Annotated in this window: 19 protein-coding genes; 8 read left to right on the top strand and 11 right to left on the bottom strand. The window is 71.0% G+C overall.

What is annotated here, in order from left to right:
- Window positions 1-13: 13 nt before the first annotated feature.
- Window positions 14-1,156: a substrate-binding domain-containing protein gene (locus tag AC0N04_RS09890; protein WP_474281064.1), complete on the bottom strand. Its 1,143-nt coding sequence runs from the start codon at window positions 1,154-1,156 to the stop codon at window positions 14-16.
- Between the two features lie 139 nt (window positions 1,157-1,295).
- On the opposite strand from AC0N04_RS09890, the gene selD reads away from it, so the two are divergent.
- Window positions 1,296-2,357 carry a selenide, water dikinase SelD gene (gene selD, locus AC0N04_RS09895; RefSeq protein ID WP_474281066.1) on the top strand — a complete coding sequence of 354 codons (1,062 nt, stop codon included), beginning with the start codon at window positions 1,296-1,298 and terminating at the stop codon, window positions 2,355-2,357.
- A gap of 58 nt (window positions 2,358-2,415) precedes the next feature.
- Here selD and AC0N04_RS09900 read toward each other — a convergent pair whose 3' ends face one another.
- From AC0N04_RS09900 to AC0N04_RS09920, 5 genes are read right to left on the bottom strand one after another with little or no spacing between them, the layout of a single operon-like run.
- Complete coding sequence (locus AC0N04_RS09900) at window positions 2,416-2,715, bottom strand: hypothetical protein (protein ID WP_474281068.1); 300 nt, start codon at window positions 2,713-2,715, stop codon at window positions 2,416-2,418.
- Between the two features lie 28 nt (window positions 2,716-2,743).
- On the bottom strand, window positions 2,744-2,998 hold the full coding sequence (gene thiS, locus AC0N04_RS09905) for a sulfur carrier protein ThiS (protein ID WP_474281070.1): 255 nt from the start codon (window positions 2,996-2,998) through the stop codon (window positions 2,744-2,746).
- A gap of 42 nt (window positions 2,999-3,040) precedes the next feature.
- Window positions 3,041-4,420, bottom strand: coding sequence for an NAD(P)/FAD-dependent oxidoreductase (locus AC0N04_RS09910; RefSeq protein ID WP_474281072.1), 1,380 nt, complete (start codon window positions 4,418-4,420; stop codon window positions 3,041-3,043).
- Window position 4,421: 1 nt separating this feature from the next.
- Entirely contained in the window at window positions 4,422-6,278 is a 1,857-nt protein-coding gene (locus tag AC0N04_RS09915) for an aldehyde ferredoxin oxidoreductase family protein (protein ID WP_474281074.1), read from the bottom strand.
- A gap of 11 nt (window positions 6,279-6,289) precedes the next feature.
- Window positions 6,290-6,766: a 4Fe-4S dicluster domain-containing protein gene (locus AC0N04_RS09920; protein ID WP_474281076.1), complete on the bottom strand. Its 477-nt coding sequence runs from the start codon at window positions 6,764-6,766 to the stop codon at window positions 6,290-6,292.
- A 245-nt stretch (window positions 6,767-7,011) separates the two neighbouring features.
- On the opposite strand from AC0N04_RS09920, the gene AC0N04_RS09925 reads away from it, so the two are divergent.
- The 4 genes from AC0N04_RS09925 (at window position 7,012) to AC0N04_RS09940 (ending at window position 10,640) form a co-directional block, all read left to right on the top strand.
- Complete coding sequence (locus tag AC0N04_RS09925; protein ID WP_474281078.1) at window positions 7,012-7,752, top strand: 2OG-Fe dioxygenase family protein; 741 nt, start codon at window positions 7,012-7,014, stop codon at window positions 7,750-7,752.
- A 15-nt stretch (window positions 7,753-7,767) separates the two neighbouring features.
- Window positions 7,768-9,285, top strand: coding sequence for a S10 family peptidase (locus AC0N04_RS09930; RefSeq protein ID WP_474281080.1), 1,518 nt, complete (start codon window positions 7,768-7,770; stop codon window positions 9,283-9,285).
- A 1-nt stretch (window position 9,286) separates the two neighbouring features.
- Entirely contained in the window at window positions 9,287-10,363 is a 1,077-nt protein-coding gene (locus AC0N04_RS09935; protein WP_474281082.1) for a 6-phosphofructokinase, read from the top strand.
- 112 nt (window positions 10,364-10,475) lie between these two features.
- On the top strand, window positions 10,476-10,640 hold the full coding sequence (locus AC0N04_RS09940; protein ID WP_474281084.1) for a DUF3149 domain-containing protein: 165 nt from the start codon (window positions 10,476-10,478) through the stop codon (window positions 10,638-10,640).
- Window positions 10,641-10,656: 16 nt separating this feature from the next.
- Here AC0N04_RS09940 and AC0N04_RS09945 read toward each other — a convergent pair whose 3' ends face one another.
- A complete protein-coding gene (locus tag AC0N04_RS09945) occupies window positions 10,657-11,421 on the bottom strand; it encodes an SDR family NAD(P)-dependent oxidoreductase (RefSeq protein ID WP_474282037.1) in 765 nt (254 codons plus the stop codon).
- A 53-nt stretch (window positions 11,422-11,474) separates the two neighbouring features.
- Here AC0N04_RS09945 and AC0N04_RS09950 point away from each other — a divergent pair, with 53 nt between their 5' ends.
- Window positions 11,475-12,245: a hypothetical protein gene (locus AC0N04_RS09950; RefSeq protein ID WP_474281086.1), complete on the top strand. Its 771-nt coding sequence runs from the start codon at window positions 11,475-11,477 to the stop codon at window positions 12,243-12,245.
- A 19-nt stretch (window positions 12,246-12,264) separates the two neighbouring features.
- Here the strand turns inward: AC0N04_RS09950 and AC0N04_RS09955 are convergent, their stop codons facing one another.
- From AC0N04_RS09955 to AC0N04_RS09970, 4 genes are read right to left on the bottom strand one after another with little or no spacing between them, the layout of a single operon-like run.
- Window positions 12,265-12,828, bottom strand: a complete 564-nt coding sequence (locus tag AC0N04_RS09955) for a flavin reductase family protein (protein ID WP_474281088.1) — start codon at window positions 12,826-12,828, stop codon at window positions 12,265-12,267.
- 25 nt (window positions 12,829-12,853) lie between these two features.
- A complete protein-coding gene (locus AC0N04_RS09960) occupies window positions 12,854-13,489 on the bottom strand; it encodes an RluA family pseudouridine synthase (protein WP_474281090.1) in 636 nt (211 codons plus the stop codon).
- On the bottom strand, window positions 13,486-14,256 hold the full coding sequence (locus AC0N04_RS09965) for a sulfotransferase-like domain-containing protein (protein ID WP_474281092.1): 771 nt from the start codon (window positions 14,254-14,256) through the stop codon (window positions 13,486-13,488). The genes AC0N04_RS09960 and AC0N04_RS09965 overlap by 4 nt, the downstream gene beginning before the upstream one ends.
- Entirely contained in the window at window positions 14,253-15,197 is a 945-nt protein-coding gene (locus AC0N04_RS09970) for an aminotransferase class IV (protein WP_474281094.1), read from the bottom strand. Before AC0N04_RS09970 ends, AC0N04_RS09965 begins: the two co-directional genes overlap by 4 nt.
- A 212-nt stretch (window positions 15,198-15,409) precedes the next feature.
- Between AC0N04_RS09970 and AC0N04_RS09975 the strand changes: the two genes are divergently transcribed.
- The gene (locus AC0N04_RS09975) at window positions 15,410-16,108 is read left to right on the top strand and encodes a hypothetical protein (RefSeq protein WP_474281096.1); all 699 of its coding nucleotides are present in this window, start codon (window positions 15,410-15,412) and stop codon (window positions 16,106-16,108) included.
- Between the two features lie 33 nt (window positions 16,109-16,141).
- Window positions 16,142-17,506 carry a prephenate-dependent tRNA uridine(34) hydroxylase TrhP gene (gene trhP / locus AC0N04_RS09980; protein ID WP_474281098.1) on the top strand — a complete coding sequence of 455 codons (1,365 nt, stop codon included), beginning with the start codon at window positions 16,142-16,144 and terminating at the stop codon, window positions 17,504-17,506.
- Window positions 17,507-17,616 lie beyond the last annotated feature (110 nt).

Here is a 17,616-nt window from a genome sequence, read left to right on the forward strand (position 1 = left end):
GGGCCGCGCCGGGTCAGCCGGCGTCGTGGTCCGCGCCCGCGTGCTGCTCGTGGTCCTTGTGCGTGCGGAAGTTCCACCACGGCAGCGCGCGGGTCAGCGACAGCACTTCGCCCGCCCGGGCGATGCTGTAACCCGGCAGTTCGGCCACCAGTTCGGCGAAGGCCGGGCCTTGCAGCACGTCGCAGAGCTTGCGCACCGCGGGGTGGTCCAGCGCGTCCTTGAGGCAGACCAGGAAGTAGTCTTCCTCCATCAGCGGCACGAAGTCGAGGCGGAAGCGCTCGGCCGCGGCGGCGATGCCCACGCCGGCATCTCCGACGCCGCTGGCCACGGCCGCGGCCACCGCCATGTGGCTGTCCTCGGCGGCATCGAAGTAGCGCTCGATGTGAGCCGGGTTCACGCCTTGCTGCGCCAGCAGATGGTCGGTCAGCAGTCGGGTGCCCGAGCCCTCCTGGCGGTTGACGAAACGCGCCGGGCTGGCGGCCAGGTCGGCCAGCGTGTGCAGCTTGAGCGGATTGCCGCGGCTGACCATCAGGCCCTGGCTGCGTCGGGTGCAGCCGATCAGTTTGTGCACGCCGGGTTTGAGCAGTGGCTTGAGCGCCTGCGCAAAGGTGTTGCGGCTGTCGGCCAGCGGCGGGACGTGGAAGCCGGCGACGATGCAACGGCCTTCCGCCAGCGCGCGCAGCGCGTCCATGCTGCCGGCGAACTTCAGCTCGATGTGCAACCGGTGGTGCTGGCTGGCGCGCTCGCGCAGCACCGGCAGGGCCAGGTCCTGGCTGGCGTAGACCGTGAGCACCTGCTGGCTGCCGTCCAGGGCTTCGCTCAGCACCCGCTCCAGCTCGGCGCGCAAGGCCTCGATGTGCGGCGTCATGCGGGTGCGCGCGCGGGCTTCGGCCCACAGCAGGCGATCGGCAAAGGGGGTCAGCCGGGCCGGCTGGCCCTGGGCCCAGGTGACCAGCTTCTCGCCCATCACCGCCTCCCACTGCTTGAGCGCGCCCCAGACGTGCCGGTACGACGCGCCGGTGGCCTTGGCGGCATGCTGGATCGAGCCGTGCTCGCGCACCGCGCTGAGCAGGTCGAACAAGGGGTTGTGCACCTCGGCGCCGCGCTGGCCGTCGGGCTGGAAGCTGTATTGCAGGTGAACGCCGCGCGATTGCATGGTCCGATTGTGCCCGCGCGCGAGGCGCCCGGGCTTCCTGGGGCCGAGCTTGCGGCTATGCTGCCGACCCTGCGTGCCCGCTTCGGGCGCGACGCAGGGCCTGGCGGCGGCGCCGGGCCCGTTCCTGCCGGAGACCCCGATGAGCCCCCCAGACGTCCGCGTCGAACCCCGATTGACCTCGCTTTCGCACGGTGGCGGCTGCGGCTGCAAGATCGCACCCGGCGTGCTGAGCGAGATCCTGCGCAGCGCTGCCGCGATGCCCCTGCCGCCGCAGTTGCTGGTGGGCATCGAGACCTCGGACGACGCGGCCGTCTACCAGCTCAACGACGAGCAGGCGCTGGTGGCCACCACCGATTTCTTCATGCCCATCGTCGACGACGCGTTCGACTTCGGCCGCATCGCCGCCACCAATGCGATCAGCGACGTCTACGCGATGGGAGGCACGCCGATCCTGGCGCTGGCCTTGGTCGGCATGCCGATCAACGTGCTGTCGACCGCCACCATCGCCCGCATCCTGGAAGGCGGCGCCTCGGCCTGCGCGGCGGCAGGCATCCCGGTCGCCGGCGGCCACACCATCGATTCGGTCGAGCCGATCTACGGCCTGGTCGCGCTGGGCCTGGTCCACCCGAAGCGGGTGCGCCGCAACGCCGATGCGCGACCCGGCGATCTGCTGGTGCTGGGCAAGCCGCTGGGCGTCGGGGTGATGTCGGCGGCGTTGAAGAAGAACGCGTTGGACGCCGCTGGCTACGCCAGCATGATCGCCACCACGACGCGGCTCAACACGCCGGGGCCGGACCTCGCGGCGCTGTCCGGCGTTCATGGACTGACCGACGTCACCGGCTTCGGCCTAGCCGGCCACGCGCTGGAGCTGGCGCGCGGCGCGCGCTGCCAGGTGCGCATCGATTGGCCCCGCGTGCCGCTGTTGCCGGGCGTGCGCGCGCTGGCCGAGCAAGGCATGGTCACCGGCGCCTCGGGCCGCAACTGGTCGGGCTACGGCGCGCAGGTGCAGCTGCCGGCCGATTTCTCGGCCACCGACCAGGCCTTGCTGACCGACCCGCAGACCAGCGGCGGTCTGCTGGTCACCTGCGATCCGGCGAGCCTGCCCGAGGTGATGGCGGTGTTTCGCCGCCATGGTTTCGAGGACGCGGCGGTGATCGGCGAGATCGCGGCCGGCGAACACGCGGGCTTGCTGGTGCGGTGAGCGCGCCGGGCCGGACCCTGCGCACCTCGCGTGATTCCGGCCCCCGGCTGCGAGCGGTTTACCCGCCCCCGCGCTGCAGATGCAGATCGAACGAGCGCATGAAGGCGGCACGCTGCGCCGCACCGACGCCCTCGAAGCGGTAGACCACGCGCATGCGTGGCAGGCTGATCAGCGCGATGCGGCGCGGCGGCAACACCTCCCAATGCAAGCACAGTCGGCCGGGTTCGATGGCGACGATCGCCCGTCCGGGCCCCGGCAGGCTCAGCGGGTGCCGGCCACAGGCGCCGGGCAGCGTGCGCAGCCATTCGGCTTCGGTGCCGCCGGTGTCGCGCTCGAAGGCTTCGGGGCAGTCGGTCATCGGCCAGGGAGCGTCCGCGACGGCCGGCCTAGCCCCCGGCGATCGGTGGCCAGATGGCCAGCACGTCGCCCTCAGCCAGGCGGCGGCTGTGGCGCTCGTCGGGCGGCACGTAGTGGCCGTTGATCAGCACCAGGTGCACCAGCTTCATCGGCAACTGGAACGGGTCGATGACCTCGGCGATCGAGGCGTCCGGCGCCACGTCCAGCGTCATCATGTTCGCGGTGCGGCGATCTGCCGGCAAGTACTCGGTGAGGCTGGCGTAGAGTTTGAACGTGATCTGCATGGAGGCCTATGCGAAGAACCGTCCGCACCGAGGCGGCGCGCCTCAGCGCGGCTTGACCAGCGCGTGGGCCTGCTGGCCTTGCGCGCTGGCGAGGTAGGCTTCCATCAGCTGCGTCGGGTCGGCCAGCAGCTTGTCCTTCCATGCGCCGAGCGCCACCTGGCCTTCGACCAGGCCGCGCATCACGCCGACATGCTCGGTCCAGCCGATGGCGTTGCAGCCGATCAGCTTGTCGCCGTCGAATTGCAGGCTCAGGTGGCGGCCGGCGGGCTCGTCGGTCAACTCGACGTGCTGCCCGCCGGGCAGGCCATCCCACTGGCCGAAACTGGCCGAGATCATCCCCAGCGTGTCCAGCACATTGATCTGGGTGACGCCTTTGAGTTCGGTCACCTGCCCGACCATGTTCAGCGCCGCCACCCGCGCCTGTTCGGCGGCGTTGGGCTGGATCGCGCTGACGATGGTCTTGCCGCTGACCTTGTCGAAGGCCTCGGCACAGTCGCCTGCGGCATAGATGCCCGGCACGCGGGTCTGCAGATGTTCGTCGGTCAGCACGCCGACCAAGCAGGTGATGCCCGAGTCCTTCAGGAAGCCGATGTTGGGCCGCACGCCGGTGGCGCTGATGACCAGGTCGGCCTCCAGCGTCTGGCCGGTGGACAGGCGAACCCGCATCGGCTGCGGGCCGGCCAGGGCGGCGGCGGCATCGCCGTTGCCGGTGACCCGGCCGATGGCCGCGGCGATCTTGCCGAACAGGCCGGTGTCAGCCGAGGGGGAGGGCGATGCGGCGGGCGCGCCGCGTTCGATCGCCTCGACCTTGGCGCCGGTGTGCACCCGGATGCCCTTGGCTTCGCACCATTGCTTGATCATGCGGCCCGCGGTGGGGCCCATCATGCGCGGCACCATGCGGTCGCCCATCTCGACCACGCTGAGCTCCACCCCTCGCGCCGCCAGCGCCTCCATGATGATACAGCCGATGAAGCCGGCGCCCAGCTGCAGCACCCGACTGCCGGGCCGGGCCGCCGCCATGATCGCGCGGGCGTCGGCCAGCGTCCAGCAGGTATGGACGCCGGGGCCGTCGATGCCCGGGATCGGCGGCGTGGCCGGCGACGAGCCGGTGGCGATCAGCAGCTTGTCGTAGGACACGACCGTACCGTCTTCCAGCTGCAGCTGGCGGGCGGCGGTGTCCACCGCCTTCGCCCGGCCGTGCTGCAAGCGGATGCCCAGCCGCTCGAAGTGCTTCGCGCCATGGCGCAGGTGCGTGCCCTCCTCGCCGACCTTGCCGATCAGCAGGTAGGGGATCGCCATGCGCGAGTAGGGCGCCTCGGGCTCGTCGCCGATGACGACGATCTCGTCCATCGGCGCGTGCTTGCGTATCGTTTCGGCGGCGATGATGCCGGCCGGGCCGGCGCCCAGGATGACGTGCTTCAAATCACAACCCCAGCCGGCTGCGGGTCTCGGGCTTGAGCTGGCCGTCGGCGTCCCAGCCGCGGACGTCGTAGTAAATCGGCAGCATCTCGCCGAGGTGGTTGACCATGCCCTTGGCCGGACCGGTCTTGGCCGGCTCGTTCAGCAGCCTGGGCGGCAGCGAGTCGTCCTTCGAGGTGAAGCCGGCGCGGTTGTTGAAGTCGCGCTCCATGTTCCAGATGCGCTCGCCGATCAGGCTGAGGTTGTCCAGCGTGAATTCGTCGCCGCAGGCGGCGGCGACCTGAGGCTGCACGTCGGCCAGCGTCCAGGCGAAGCTGGTGAAGATGCAGATGCCGGCCGCGTCGAAGGTGGCGGTGGCGTCCTGGAAGGCCTTGACCAGTTCCGGCTTGCCTTTGGATTCGAGCGGGTCGGTCTTGACCGGGATGCCCAGCACCTCGGAGGCGATGGTGTAGCCGCGCAGATGGCAGGCGCCGCGGTTGCTGGTGGCGTAGGCCAGGCCGATGCCCTGGATGCTGCGGCCGTCGTAGGCCGGGAACTCCTGGCCCTTGACGCTCATGCTCAGCTCGGGGTGGCCGTACTTGGCGGTCAGGCGCTTGGAGCCCTGGCCGATCTCCTTGCCGAAGCCCTCGCCCTTGGCGGTGATCTCGGCAAAGTGGGCCAGGGCGGCGGCCGAGCCGAACGGGGCGTCGACGCCGATCTGCTCCTTCGTCAGCACCCCCATCTCGTACAGCTCCATCACCGCGCCGATGGTGGCGCCGAAGGTGATCGGGTCCATGCCGTGCTCGTTGCACAGCACGTTGGCGTACTGCAGCGTGTCCAGGTCGTTGACGCCGTTGGCGGCGCCCAGGGCCCAGGCGGCCTCGTATTCCAGGCCGCCGGACGCGCCCCAGTATTCGGGCTTGTTCTGCACCGTGAAGTGGTTGTGGTCGATCTTCTGGATCCGGCCGCAGGCGATGGTGCAGCCGAAGCAGGCCTGGTTGGTCACCAGCGGCTTCTTGCCGTCGCTGCCGGGGGCGGTGCGCGGCCGGCCCATGGCTTCGGCACCGATGTCGCCCGCGCCTTCGAACTGCACGTCGCGGTGGTTGCGGGTGGGCAGGGCGCCGACTTCGTTGATCACGCTCATCAGCACCTGGGTGCCGAAGGCCGGCAGGCCCTGGCCGGTGACGCCGTTCTCGGCCAGGATCTTCTTCTTTTCGGCGGTGACCTTCATGAACTCCTTGGGGTTGGCCAGGTTGCCCACCCCCTTGGTGCCGCGCACGACCACCGCCTTCAGGTTCTTGCTGCCCATCACCGCGCCCACGCCGGAGCGGCCGGCGGCGCGGTGCAGGTCGTTGACCACCGCCGCGAACAGCACCAAGTTCTCGCCGGCGCCGCCGATGCTGGACACCCGTGCCAGCGGGTCCTGGTGGCTCTTCTTGATGAGTTCCTCGGTCTGCCAGACGGTCTTGCCCCACAGGTGCGACGCGTCCTTCAGCTCGGCCTGGTCGTTCTCGATCGACAGGTAGACCGGCTTGGGCGACCTGCCTTCGAAGATCACCATGTCCCAGCCGGCCATCTTCAGCTCGGCACCCCAGTAGCCGCCCGAGTTCGAGCAGGCGATGGCGCCGGTCAGCGGGCCCTTGGTGACCACGGTGTAGCGCCCGCCGGTGGAGGCCATGGTGCCGGTCAGCGGCCCGGTGGACCAGATGATCTTGTTGTCCGGCGACAGCGGGTCGACCTGGGGGTCGATCTCCTCGACCAGATACTTGCTGGCCAAGCCGCGCGAGCCCAGGTACGCCCTGGCCCAGTCCATGCGCAGCGGTTCGGAGGTGACGGTGCCCGCGCTCAGGTTGACGCGGAGGATTTTTCCTGCCCAAGACATGGTGCTGCTCCTTATGCTGCGGAAGGCTGGTTGCCCAGCTTGTCGGCCCACGCGGCCATCTTGTTCAGGCCCGTCCAGTTGGCATCGACGTAGGTGATGGCGCCGGTCGGGCAGGCCTCGGCGCAGGCGGGCTCGCCGCCGCACAGGTCGCACTTCTGGACCTTGCCGGTTTCCTGGACGTAGTTGATGGTGCCGAACGGGCAGCTGATGGTGCAGACCTTGCACCCGACGCAGGTGGTCTCGTTGACCACCTTGGCGCCGGTCGCCAGGTCCACCGTGATCGCCTCCACCGGGCAGGCGTGCAGGCACCAGGCTTCGTCGCACTGGGTGCAGGTGTAGGGCACCTTGCGGCCGGTGTCGTGGAAGTCGAACACCTTGATGCGCGACTTGGCCGGTGCGAACACACCGTAGTTCTCGTACGAGCAGGCCATTTCGCACTGCAGGCACCCCGTGCACTTCTCGGGGTTCAGGTGAAGGCTCTTCTGCATGGTGTTCTCCGCAGTCGGTCCAGAGGGGCTGGGTTGCTGTGTCGTGTCGCGCGGGCAGGACGGGCTCACCGGTGCCCCCTTGCGATCGGGCTATGCAATCATCTGCATACCGTTCGACGAACGATACCCCGGCTTAACCCTAGGTTCTTGCGTTGCGGCAAGGGGATTGCTCCAAGCTGACACGCGCGAGGCGCAGGTCGGGACGGCGTCCCGGATGCCGCGCACTTCGGGGCACACTTCGGGCTATGGTTCTCAACCCTCCCCTGACCCCTGCCGCCGAGGTCGATACGGCCTTGATCCGAGATGGCTTCGCGGTGCTCGACGCGGCCGCCTGCGCCCACCTGCTGGGCGCGCCCAGCGCGGCGCTCGATGCCTGGCGGCCCTTTTGGGACCGGCTCCCCGCGGACGCCTATCTGCGCGATGGCGGGCATTACCGCCGCCGTCGCCACGGCTGCTTCGTCGTCGAGGGCGACCGGGTCACCGCCGCGCCGCACCGGCCGCACTGGCAACCGGTCGAATACAACGCGCTGCATGGCGGCATCGAACGCCATTTCGAGCCGATCGATCCGGCGCTGGTCGGCCATCCACTGTGGCCGCGCTGGCTGGCGATGCTGGCGGCGCGGGCCTCGGCCCTCAAAGGAGCGCAGCGCTGGTATGTCGAAGCCCACCCGTTCCGGATCGACACCACCGACGGCATCGGGCGCCCGACGCCCGAAGGAGCGCACCGCGACGGGGTCGACCTGGTGGCGGTCACGCTGGTGTCGCGCGTCGGCCTCAAGGGCGGCGAGACCCGGGTCTTCGCCGCCGAAGGACGCGAAGGCCAGCGCTTCACGCTCACCGAGCCCTGGAGCACGCTGCTGCTGGACGACGAACGGGTGATCCACGAGTCCACGCCGATCCAGCCGCTGGACGCGGCCGCGGGCGGCCATCGCGACACCTTGGTGCTGACCTTTCGCGCCGGCGGCTTCCAGGGCCCCGACGCCTGAACCGGAGATCCCGAATTGAACGCCACTCCGACCCCGGACACCCCCGCCGCCGACCCCGTGACCCTGCAACGCCAGCGCCAGGCGGTCGAGCGCGCGCTTGCCGAGCCGCCCCGGCGCAGTCGAGGCGAGTGGCTGCTGGACGGCCGGGCCCACGCCTACCAGGTCGAGGCCTCGTTCGTGCCGGTGCCCACCGCCGCGCTGGGTGACGAGCACGGTCAGCCGGAGGCGGCGGTGTTCACCACCGCCTACCTGATGGAGGGCGCCGAGGCCGCCCGGCGCGGTGTCTGCTTTGCGTTCAACGGCGGGCCGGGTTCGTCCAGTCTGTTCCTGCACCTGGGCGCGCTGGGCCCGTGCCGGGTGCGGGTGAACGACGACGGCAGCCTGCCGCCACCGCCCTACGCGGTCGAGGACAACCCGCTGAGCTGGCTCGACCATGTCGACCTGGTCTTCATCGACCCGCCGCACACCGGCTACTCGCTCAGCGCGAGCGACGCGGCGCGCAAGCGCCACCTGTCGGTCGATGGCGACGTCGCAGCGCTGTGCGAGGCGATGCGTGAATGGCTGACGCGCCATCAGCGCTGGGGCTCGCCGGTCTACCTGTGCGGTGAGAGCTACGGCACGACCCGGGCCGCCGCCATGGCCGAGCGCCTGTGCGACCAGGGCCTGACGCTGGCCGGCCTGATCCTGGTGTCGTGCGCGATGGACATCCAGGCGTTGGAATTCTCGCCCCGCAACGATCTGCCCTACGCGCTGTACCTGCCGGCTTTCGCGGGCGTCGCCCAGTACCACGGCACGCTCAAAGGACCCCTGGCCGCCGATGGCGCCGCCGCCCGCGCCGCGGCGCTGGAGTTCGTCCACGCCGACTACCTGTCGGCGCTGCACCGGGGCGGCACGCTGACCGGGCGCGGGCGCCGCCGCATCGCGCGCCGGGTCGGCGAACTGTGCGGACTGGCAGCGGACCGGGTCGAGGCGAACAACCTGCGCATCAGCGACAACTGCTTCTTTGCCGAGGCGCTGCGCCCGCGCGGCCAGCTGGTGGGCCGCCTGGATGCGCGCGTCACCGCCCCGATGGGCGCCACCCAGGGCGCGAGTGCGGAGTTCGACCCGGCCATGGATGCACTCAACGGCCCCTACACGATGGCGGCACGCCACTACTTCGGCCAGACGCTGGGCTTCGGCGCGGAGCGCTGCTACCGCGTGTTCTCCGGAGAAGTTCACAAGCAGTGGAACTGGAACCGCGGCGAGGCCCAGGGCAATGGCTACGCCTGTACCAGCCCCGACCTGGCCCGTGCGCTGCGCCGCCTGCCGCATCTGCGCGTCTTCGTCGCCAGCGGCTGGTACGACCTGGCCACGCCGTACAGCGCCAGCGACTGGTCGCTCGACCAGCTCGACATCGCGCCGGCGCAGCGCCAGCGGGTCACGCACCGGCACTACGGCGCCGGCCACATGATGTACACGCGCCAGGCCGATCAGGCCCAGCTCAAGGCCGATCTGGCGGCCTGGCTGGCGGCGCCGGACGGACCGGAGGCCTGACATGCACGTCGGCATCCTCACCGGCGGCGGCGACTGCCCGGGCCTGAACGCGGTGATCCGCGCCGTCACGCTGTCGCTGGTCCATGAGTGTGGGGCGCGCGTCACCGGCATCGAGCGCGGCTTTCTGGGCCTGCTCAATCGCCGCGTGAGGCCGCTGGACGCCACGGCGGTCCAGGGCCTGCTGGCCCAGGGCGGCACGGTGCTGGGCACGCACAACGCCTGTGATCCGTTCCACTACTTCGGCGCCGGCGGGGCCGATGCGTCGGCCGACGCGATGGCCTATGTGCGCGAGCTGGGACTGGACGCGCTGGTCGTGATCGGCGGCGATGGCACGATGGGCATCGCCCACCGTTTCGAGGCCCTGGGTCTGCCGGTGGTGGGCGTGCCCAAGACGATCGACAACGACCTCGAACACACCGACCGGACCTTCGGTTTCGACAGCGCGGTGGCCGTGGTGGCCGAGGCGCTGGACCGGCTCGAGACCACCGCCCGCAGCCATGGCCGGGTGATGATCGCCGAGACCATGGGCCGCTACGCAGGCTGGATCGCGCTCGAAGGCGGCATGGCGGGCGCAGCCGACGTGATCCTGCTGCCCGAGGTGCCGTTCAGCGTCGACACGGTGGCGGCCGTCTGCCGGCAACGCGAGGCCCGCGAAGGCTACACGCTGATCTGCATCGCCGAAGGCGCCCGCGCGATCGGACACGAGCTGACCGTGCGGGCGGTGCGCCCGGACAGCCCGGATCCGATCCGCCTGGGCGGCGTCGGCCAATGGCTGCAGGCCGAACTGCAGCCGCGCATCGCCAGCGAGGTGCGCACCACCTTGCTCGGCCACGTCCAGCGAGGCGGCTCGCCGACGCCCTACGACCGGGTGCTGGCGACGCGCTTCGGCTTCCACGCGGCGCAACTGGTGCGCCGGGGCGAGTTCGGCCGCATGGTCACGCTGGCCGGGGCGACCTGCGACAGCGTGCCGCTGGCGGCGGTGGCCGGCCGCAACCGCTGCGTTCCGCCGCAGCATCCGCTGCTGGCCGCGGCGCGCAGCCTGGGGGTCGCGCTGGGCGACGCAGCCCCTCGAATCTGATGCGCATCAATGGCCGCCGGGGTCAAACCCCCCGGATTTGCCTTGACGCAAACGGACTTGCGCCCGGCGGGCGTCTGATCACGGCATCCAGCCATCCATCGAGGAGAGAGAAATGCATGCCCTGATCGACTTCTTCACCACCGACTACGGCTTGATGAGCGCGGCGGTGCTGGCCTTCATCCTGGGGATGTTCGTGTTCTTCCTGAGCTATTTCCGGCGCCACATCCGGATGGACGAGGCAGCCGAACGCGCGCGCCGCCTGGCCGGAAGCCACTGATCCGGGGCCTGCGGCGTCAGGCCGGGTCGCGCACGTCGGCCACGGCCGCAGCGCCGAAGTCGCTCCGCGCCAGGAAGGCCAGCACCCGCTCGGCCGCCGCGTCCGGGCTCAGCAGCTGGGCCTGCTCCTTGAGGCGGACGAAGTCGCCGCGCGCGGCGAAGCGCGACGGATCCGAGGCGCGCAGCTGCGCCTGCATGTCGGTGTCGATCACACCCGGGGCCAGCGAGACCACCCGGGCGCCGTTGGGTCGATCCGCCTGCTCCAGCGCGACCGCACGGCTGAAATGGTCCATCCCGGCCTTGGCCGCGCAGTACGACGCGCTGCCGGCCATCGCCCGCCGGCCCAGCCCCGACGAGATGTTCAGCACGCGGCGCGGGCCGGTCCAGTCGCGCGTCGCGTCGAGGAAGGCGCCGGTCAGCACCATCGCGGCCTCCAGGCCCACCCGCAGCGCCAGCACGGTGTCGGCCGCGTCGATGTCTTCCAACGGCCGCAGCGGCGCGATCAGGCCGGCGTTGTTGATCAGCGTGACCGGGGCCTGGCGGCGGCCGGCGTCCCGCGCCAGCACGCGCAAGGCCTCGCCCAGTTGGCGCGCCAGCGGCGCCGCATCGGCCAGGTCGGCCCGCCACTGCTGCAGTTGTCCGGCGGCCGCGGCCGCGGCCAGCGCGGCGCTCTCGTGGCGGGCGATGCCGATCACCCGGTGGCCATCGCGCAGGCAGCGCAAGGCCATCGCCTCACCCATGCCACGGGACGATCCGGTGATGAGGGTCAGCGGCGCGGTGATCGGGTTCAAGGCAGGCTCCTCGGGCAGGGGGTGGGCGCAGCGACAATCGCCGCATGGATGAATTGTCTTCTCAACGCCCTGCGGTCGCTCGCCGCGTGTGGTGGCAGCGTCCGGCGGCCCTGTCGCTGGGCTTCGTGGTCCTGGTGCTGGCGGCGACGCTGGGCTGGTCGCTCTGGCACGGCCCGGTGCCCGACGCGGCGCCGGCTGCCGCCGAGGCCAACCTGCCCTGGCGTGTCCGGCTCAAGGGCGACGGCAGCAGCGAGGTCTTCGGCCTGGCGCTCGGCAGCGCGACCTTGGCCGACGTGCAGAAGCGATTTGCCGGCGACCTGCACACCGGCCTGATCGTTCCCAACGGCGGCCGGCCGGCGTTGGAGGTGTACGTCGAAAGCTTCAACGCCGGCTTCGTCACCGGCAAGCTGGTGCTGGCCTTCGAGGCCGATGCCGCCTGGCTGCAGGGCGCGCGGGAGCGGGCGGCCAAGAGCGAGATCGGCGAAGGCGGCTTGAGCCGCCGCTACACGCTGGCCGCCGCGGACCAGGCGACGGCCCGCGCCGCTCCGCTGACGGCGCTGGCCTTCGTGCCTTCGGCGCGGATCGACGAGGCGATCGCCGTGGCCCGGTTCGGTGCTCCGGCCGAGCGGCTCACCGGGCCGACCGGCGAGCTGCAGCTGCTGTACCCGGCGCTGGGCGTGGCGGTGGCCTTGCCGCCGGCCCATGGCGACGCAGCCGACGCGCGGCCGGTGATCCAGTACGTCGCGCCGCGCGATTTCGACGCGCGGCTGCGCGCGCCGTTGCAGGCGGCAGCGGCGTCGAGCGTCGGGCGTTGACCGGCTTGAGGCGGGTCGCTCAGCCGTCGGTGTCCACCGGGTCGCCGATCGCCAGGTAGTGGCCGCCGGCGACGTGGTGCAGCGTGCGCAGCGCATCGTCGGCGGCGTCGAAGTGCCAGCGCCCGCCGTCGAACACGCGGCGGTCGGCCCAGGCGGCGGTGACCCGGCCGATGAACAGGTCGTGGCGCGTTTCGACGCCGTCTTCCGGCAGCCGTTCGCAGTCCAGCCAGGCCACGCAGCCGCCCACCAGCGGCGAGATGGCCGCGGGCTCGTCGAGCAGCGGCACCTGGAAGTCGGCCACCTTGTCCTGGCTGCGGCCGCTGTGGTTGCCCAGCGCGCTCACCAGGCGGGCCTGGGCGCGGCAGGGCACGCTCAGCGCAAAGCGGTTCGAGGCCTCGATCAGTCCGCGGGTGAAGGTCTGGCGGTCGAGCACCAGCGCGACCTTGGGCGGATCGAAGTCCAGCGGCATGACCCAGGCGGCGGCCATCACGTTGGCGCGTCCGCCATGGCGGGCGCTGACCAGCACGGTCGGTCCGTGGTTCAGCAGACGATAGGCCTTGGGCAGGTCGACGGGCATGCGCATCGCGGCTCTCCGGTGTGAGGGGCGGTCAGAAGGGCGGCGGCGATTCGATCACGATCGGCAGGCCGCTGGCCGGATGGGGCACCGCCAGCCGGTGGGCATGCAGCAGCAGCCGCGGTGCCGCGGCCTGGACGGCGGCCGGGGCATACAGCGCATCGCCCAGCAAGGGGTGGCCGATGGCTTGCAGGTGCACGCGCAGCTGGTGCGTCCGGCCGCTCAGCGGCGTCAGCGCCAGCCGGGTGGTGTCGGCGGTCAGATCGCGGGCCAGCACCCGCCAGCGGGTGAGGGACGGCCTGCCGTGCGCGAGATCCACCTGCTGGTGCGGTCGGTGGGGCCAATCGCAGGCCAGCGGCAGGTCGATCTGGCCGTTGTCCTGCGCCAGCAGACCGGCGGCCACCGCCGTGTAGCCCTTGTCGGTCCGCTGCAGCTCGAAGCAGCGCGACAGCGCCCGTTGCGCGGCCGGTCCGCGGGCGAACAACAGCACCCCCGAGGTGGCCATGTCCAGGCGGTGCACCACCAGCGCGTCGACGAAGCGCTCGCGCACCCGGGCCCAGGCGCAATCGGCCTTGTCCGGCCCCCGCCCGGGCACCGACAGCAGCCCCGCGGGCTTGTCGACCGCGACCAGCGTCTCGTCGGCGTGCAGCACGCGCAGCGGCTCGCTCACGTCGCGGTCTCGGGCGGCAGGCGCCAGCGCAGCGCGTGCAGCCGCTCGTAGGCGGGCCGGCAGGCCTCGGCGACGGCGAGCGCGGCGCCCTGCAACGCCGGCGCGCGCGGCCGCCAGGGCTCGAAGCCGGTGGACGCCCACACGGCCGCGTACCAGTACGGCGCCCAGACGCCGTCGCTCGCACGCGGGCCGGCCGGCCAGTGCAGCATGCGCTCGGTGAACGCGATGTCCAGGTGCGCGCACAGCGCCCTCAGATACGCCGCCGGGGCGCGCAGGAAATCGTCGGCATCGATCACCGGCGGCGCGGTGCCCCGATGCTGCGCGATGAGATCGAACAGGCGCTCCTGCTGCAGCAGGCCGATGTCCTCCGGCGCGACCGTGGCACGCGACTTGAGGTAGCTGTCCACCACCTGGGCCGGATCGCGGATCAGGAACACCGAGTCCAGCGCCAGCGTCCAGGCGAGGTCCAGCCCGGGCAGCAGGTGATGGGTCATGTGCTTCTGGTACCAGAGGGGCCGGGCCTGCGGGGCCGGCCCCTGGCTCAAGGCGCGGGCCACGCGGGCGGCGTCGCAGTCGCCCGCGGCGATCACTTCGGCCCGGCCCGGGTGGTCCAGCCCGGTGGCGGCCAGGTAGGCGGCGTAGAGCGGTTCGTCGCTGACTGCGCAGTCGCCGCGGTGCTCCCAGGCCCGCATCATCGCGGTCGAGATGTTGCGCGGCCCGCTCCACATCGCGATGCGCCGTGGCGCGTCGTGCTGGCGCGCCGTCATGCCGGCAGGCCCCGGCGGGCGATCTCGCGCGCCGCCACGTCGCGGCGCACGAGGTCGGCATACAAGGCCTGCAGGCGCTGCACCATCGGTCCGGGCAGCGGCGCCTCGAAGGCGCGGCCGTCGACCGAGCGCACCGGCACCAGACCGGCGAAGGTGCCGGTGCAAAAGGCCTCGTCGGCGCTGTAGACCTGGGTCAGGCTGAAGTTCTTCTCGAACACCGGGATGCCGGCCTCGCGGCAGACGCGGACCACGTTGGCGCGGGTGATGCCACCCAGGCAGTAGTCGCCGCTGCTGGTCCAGACCTCGCCCTGGCGGACGATGAAGAAATGGGTCGAGTTGCACGTGGCGACGAAGCCGTGCGGGTCCAGCATCAGGGCTTCGTCGGTTCCCGCCTCGGTGGCCTGGATGCAGGCGGTGATGCAGTTGAGCTTGCTGTGGCTGTTGAGCTTGGGGTCCAGCACGTCGGGCGCGCCGCGCCGCACATGGACCGTGAACAGGCGCAGGCCGGCGGCCACCGTTTCGGGCTTGGCCTGCTTGAACTCCGGCACGATGACCACCGTGGCCGGCCCGACGGTGGCACGCGGGTCCTGGTAGGGCGTGCGCTTGACGCCGCGGCTGACCATCAGGCGCAGATGCACGCCGTCGCGCATGCCGTTGGCGGCGAGCGTGGCATAGATCGCGTCGGCCAGGGCCGCCTTCGTCAGACCGATGTCCAGCGCGATCGCCCGGGCGCCTTCCCACAGGCGGGCCAGGTGCTCGTCGAGAAACGCCGGGTGGCCGGTGCTCACCCGCAAGCCTTCCCAGACGCCGTCGCCCAGCACGAAGCCGCTATCGAAGACCGACACGGTGGCCTGTTCGCGCGGCAACAGGCGGCCGTTGATCCAGATCCGGATCGTCGCGTTGCGGGGGTCGTCGTGGAAATCGTGGATGCTTTGGGTCATGGGCGGGCGCGGTCCGGAGAAACAGTGCGGTAACCAGTCTATAGCCGGGCAAGCCCGGGCGCGTCGCGGTGGCGGCAGTGGCATGATGCGCGCCGGGTTTGTGTTTCGCGTCGGCCGACGTCGGCCGCGCGGACGCAGGCCGCCCGCTGCGGCCATGGCCGCCCCGGCTGTGTCAGGCCGGTTTTCTCGACGATCCAGAGGACTGTTTGATCATGAAGACTTCTTTGCGCCAAACCCTGGCGCTGGCCGCGCTGACGGTGGCCGGCCTGGGCCTGACCGGCCCCGTGCGTGCCGCCGATGCGCCTGCGTCCAAGTCCCTGGGCGGCGGTGCGGCCACGGGCAAGATGATGCATTACAAGGAACTGGAGGTGTGCCTGAAGCAGCTTGACGAGCAGACCCAGCGCGCCGCCGACCTGAACCAGCGACGCAAGGCGATGAGCGCCGAGCGCGAGCAGATCGAGAAAGACGGCGAGGCGCTCAAGGGCGGCAGCCCCGAGCTGAAGCAACTGGCCGACAAGGTGCAGGACTTCAACCGCCGCATGACCGAGCAGGGCACCAAGGTGAAGGCCTGGCATGCGCGCGCCGATGCGCTCGCCGCCAACGACCACGGCGGTCCGTCGGTCGAGCGCGAGCGCGCGTCGCTGGAGACCGAGCGCAAGGCGCTGCACGACAACGAGCTGGCGCTGATCGACGAAAGCAAGACGCTGGGTGCCGAGCGGGACCGGCTCACCGCCGATTTCAACGCCAAGGCCGCTGCCCAGGCCAAGGCCGCGGGCGACTGGAACGAGCGCAGCCACCAGTTGGACAAGGAGTCGCAGGACTTCGAGGATTCGCGCGCCGACTGGAAGTCGCGCTGCGCCAACCGCCCGTATCGCGAGCGCGACGAGCAGCTGATCCGCACCGGCAAGTGACCGGGCGGGCGAACGCGGGACAATGGCGGGGTGATGCTCAAACCTCCTGAACTCCTCCTGCCCGCCGGTTCGCTGGCCAAGATGCGCGCAGCCTACGACTACGGCGCCGACGCGATCTACGCCGGCCAACCGCGCTACAGCCTGCGGGCGCGCAACAACGAGTTCAAGCTGGAGCAGATCGCCCAAGGCATCGCCGAGGCCCACCAGCGCGGCAGGAAGTTCTTCGTCACCAGCAACCTGCTGCCGCACAACGACAAGGTGCGCACCTACCTGCGCGACATCGAGCCGGTGATCGCGCTGCGGCCCGACGCGCTGATCATGGCCGACCCGGGGCTGATCATGATGGTGCGGGAGCGATGGCCGGACGTGCCCATCCACCTCTCGGTGCAGGCCAACACGGTGAACTGGGCGGCGGTCAAGTTCTGGCAGCGGCTGGGGGTGGCGCGCATCATCCTGTCGCGCGAGCTGAGCCTGGACGAGATCGAGGTGATCCGCAACGAGTGCCCCGACATCGAGCTGGAGGTGTTCGTGCACGGCGCGCTGTGCATCGCCTACTCGGGCCGCTGCCTGCTGAGCGGCTACTTCAACCGGCGCGACCCGAACCAGGGCACCTGCACCAACGCCTGCCGCTGGCAGTACGCGACGCAGGCGGCGGCCGAGGACCCGAACACCGGCGAGGCCATCCCGGTGCCCATGGAGGGCGACTTCGACGTCGCCAGCGCGCAGGCCGAGGCCGAGAGCAGCTTCGCCGCCTGCGGGGGCGGCCCGCGCCATCCCGCGGCCGACCGCGTCTACCTGCTGGAGGAGAAGGATCGGCCCGGCCAGCTGATGCCCATCATGGAAGACGAGCACGGCACCTACATCATGAACAGCAAGGACCTGCGCGCGGTGGAGCACGTGGAGCGGCTGGTCAGGATCGGTGTCGATTCGCTGAAGATCGAGGGCCGCACCAAGAGCCAGTACTACGTCAGCCGCACGGCGCAGGTGTACCGCCGCGCGATCGACGACGCGGTGGCCGGCCGGCCGTTCAACCCGCGGCTGCTCACCGAGCTGGAGGGCCTCTCGAACCGCGGCTACACGGCGGGCTTTCTGGAACGCCGCCCGAGCCAGGATTACCAGAACTACCTCAGCGGCAGCTCCGAAGCGCAGCGCGGACAGTTCGTCGGCGAGGTCAAGTCCCGGCGCGACGATGGCTGGGCCGAGGTCGAGACCAAGAACAGGTTCTCAGTGGGCGACCAACTGGAAATCATCCACCCCAGCGGCAACCGCACGCTGACCCTGGACGAGATGCAGAACGCGGACGGCGAATCCATCGAGGTGGCGGCAGGCAGTCCGATCCGGGTCTGGATTCCGCTTCCGGCGCCTTGCGACGGGGCGTTGATCACCCGGCTGCTGTAGTCTGTCGTCTGTCGCGAACGCCCGGTGCGGGCCGGTGGGCGGACCCGCGGACGAGACCATGAAAAAAGCCCGCCGGTGTGAACCGGCGGGCCTCTGCTTGTCTCCTCGAC

This window comes from Ideonella sp. sgz306126, assembly GCF_056032705.1.

Excerpts from the sequence above, each read along its gene's own strand:
- AC0N04_RS09950 (WP_474281086.1), top strand. The coding sequence starts at position 11,475 with ATGGATGAATTGTCTTCTCAACGCCCTGCGGTCGCTCGCCGCGTGTGG.
- AC0N04_RS09890 (WP_474281064.1), bottom strand. The coding sequence starts at position 1,156 with ATGCAATCGCGCGGCGTTCACCTGCAATACAGCTTCCAGCCCGACGGC.
- AC0N04_RS09920 (WP_474281076.1), bottom strand. The coding sequence starts at position 6,766 with ATGCAGAAGAGCCTTCACCTGAACCCCGAGAAGTGCACGGGGTGCCTG.
- AC0N04_RS09935 (WP_474281082.1), top strand. The coding sequence starts at position 9,287 with ATGCACGTCGGCATCCTCACCGGCGGCGGCGACTGCCCGGGCCTGAAC.
- AC0N04_RS09940 (WP_474281084.1), top strand. The coding sequence starts at position 10,476 with ATGCATGCCCTGATCGACTTCTTCACCACCGACTACGGCTTGATGAGC.
- trhP (WP_474281098.1), top strand. The coding sequence starts at position 16,142 with ATGCTCAAACCTCCTGAACTCCTCCTGCCCGCCGGTTCGCTGGCCAAG.
- AC0N04_RS09915 (WP_474281074.1), bottom strand. The coding sequence starts at position 6,278 with ATGTCTTGGGCAGGAAAAATCCTCCGCGTCAACCTGAGCGCGGGCACC.
- AC0N04_RS09900 (WP_474281068.1), bottom strand. The coding sequence starts at position 2,715 with ATGACCGACTGCCCCGAAGCCTTCGAGCGCGACACCGGCGGCACCGAA.
- AC0N04_RS09970 (WP_474281094.1), bottom strand. The coding sequence starts at position 15,197 with ATGACCCAAAGCATCCACGATTTCCACGACGACCCCCGCAACGCGACG.
- selD (WP_474281066.1), top strand. The coding sequence starts at position 1,296 with ATGAGCCCCCCAGACGTCCGCGTCGAACCCCGATTGACCTCGCTTTCG.
- AC0N04_RS09955 (WP_474281088.1), bottom strand. The coding sequence starts at position 12,828 with ATGCGCATGCCCGTCGACCTGCCCAAGGCCTATCGTCTGCTGAACCAC.
- AC0N04_RS09975 (WP_474281096.1), top strand. The coding sequence starts at position 15,410 with ATGAAGACTTCTTTGCGCCAAACCCTGGCGCTGGCCGCGCTGACGGTG.
- AC0N04_RS09925 (WP_474281078.1), top strand. The coding sequence starts at position 7,012 with ATGGTTCTCAACCCTCCCCTGACCCCTGCCGCCGAGGTCGATACGGCC.
- thiS (WP_474281070.1), bottom strand. The coding sequence starts at position 2,998 with ATGCAGATCACGTTCAAACTCTACGCCAGCCTCACCGAGTACTTGCCG.
- AC0N04_RS09965 (WP_474281092.1), bottom strand. The coding sequence starts at position 14,256 with ATGACGGCGCGCCAGCACGACGCGCCACGGCGCATCGCGATGTGGAGC.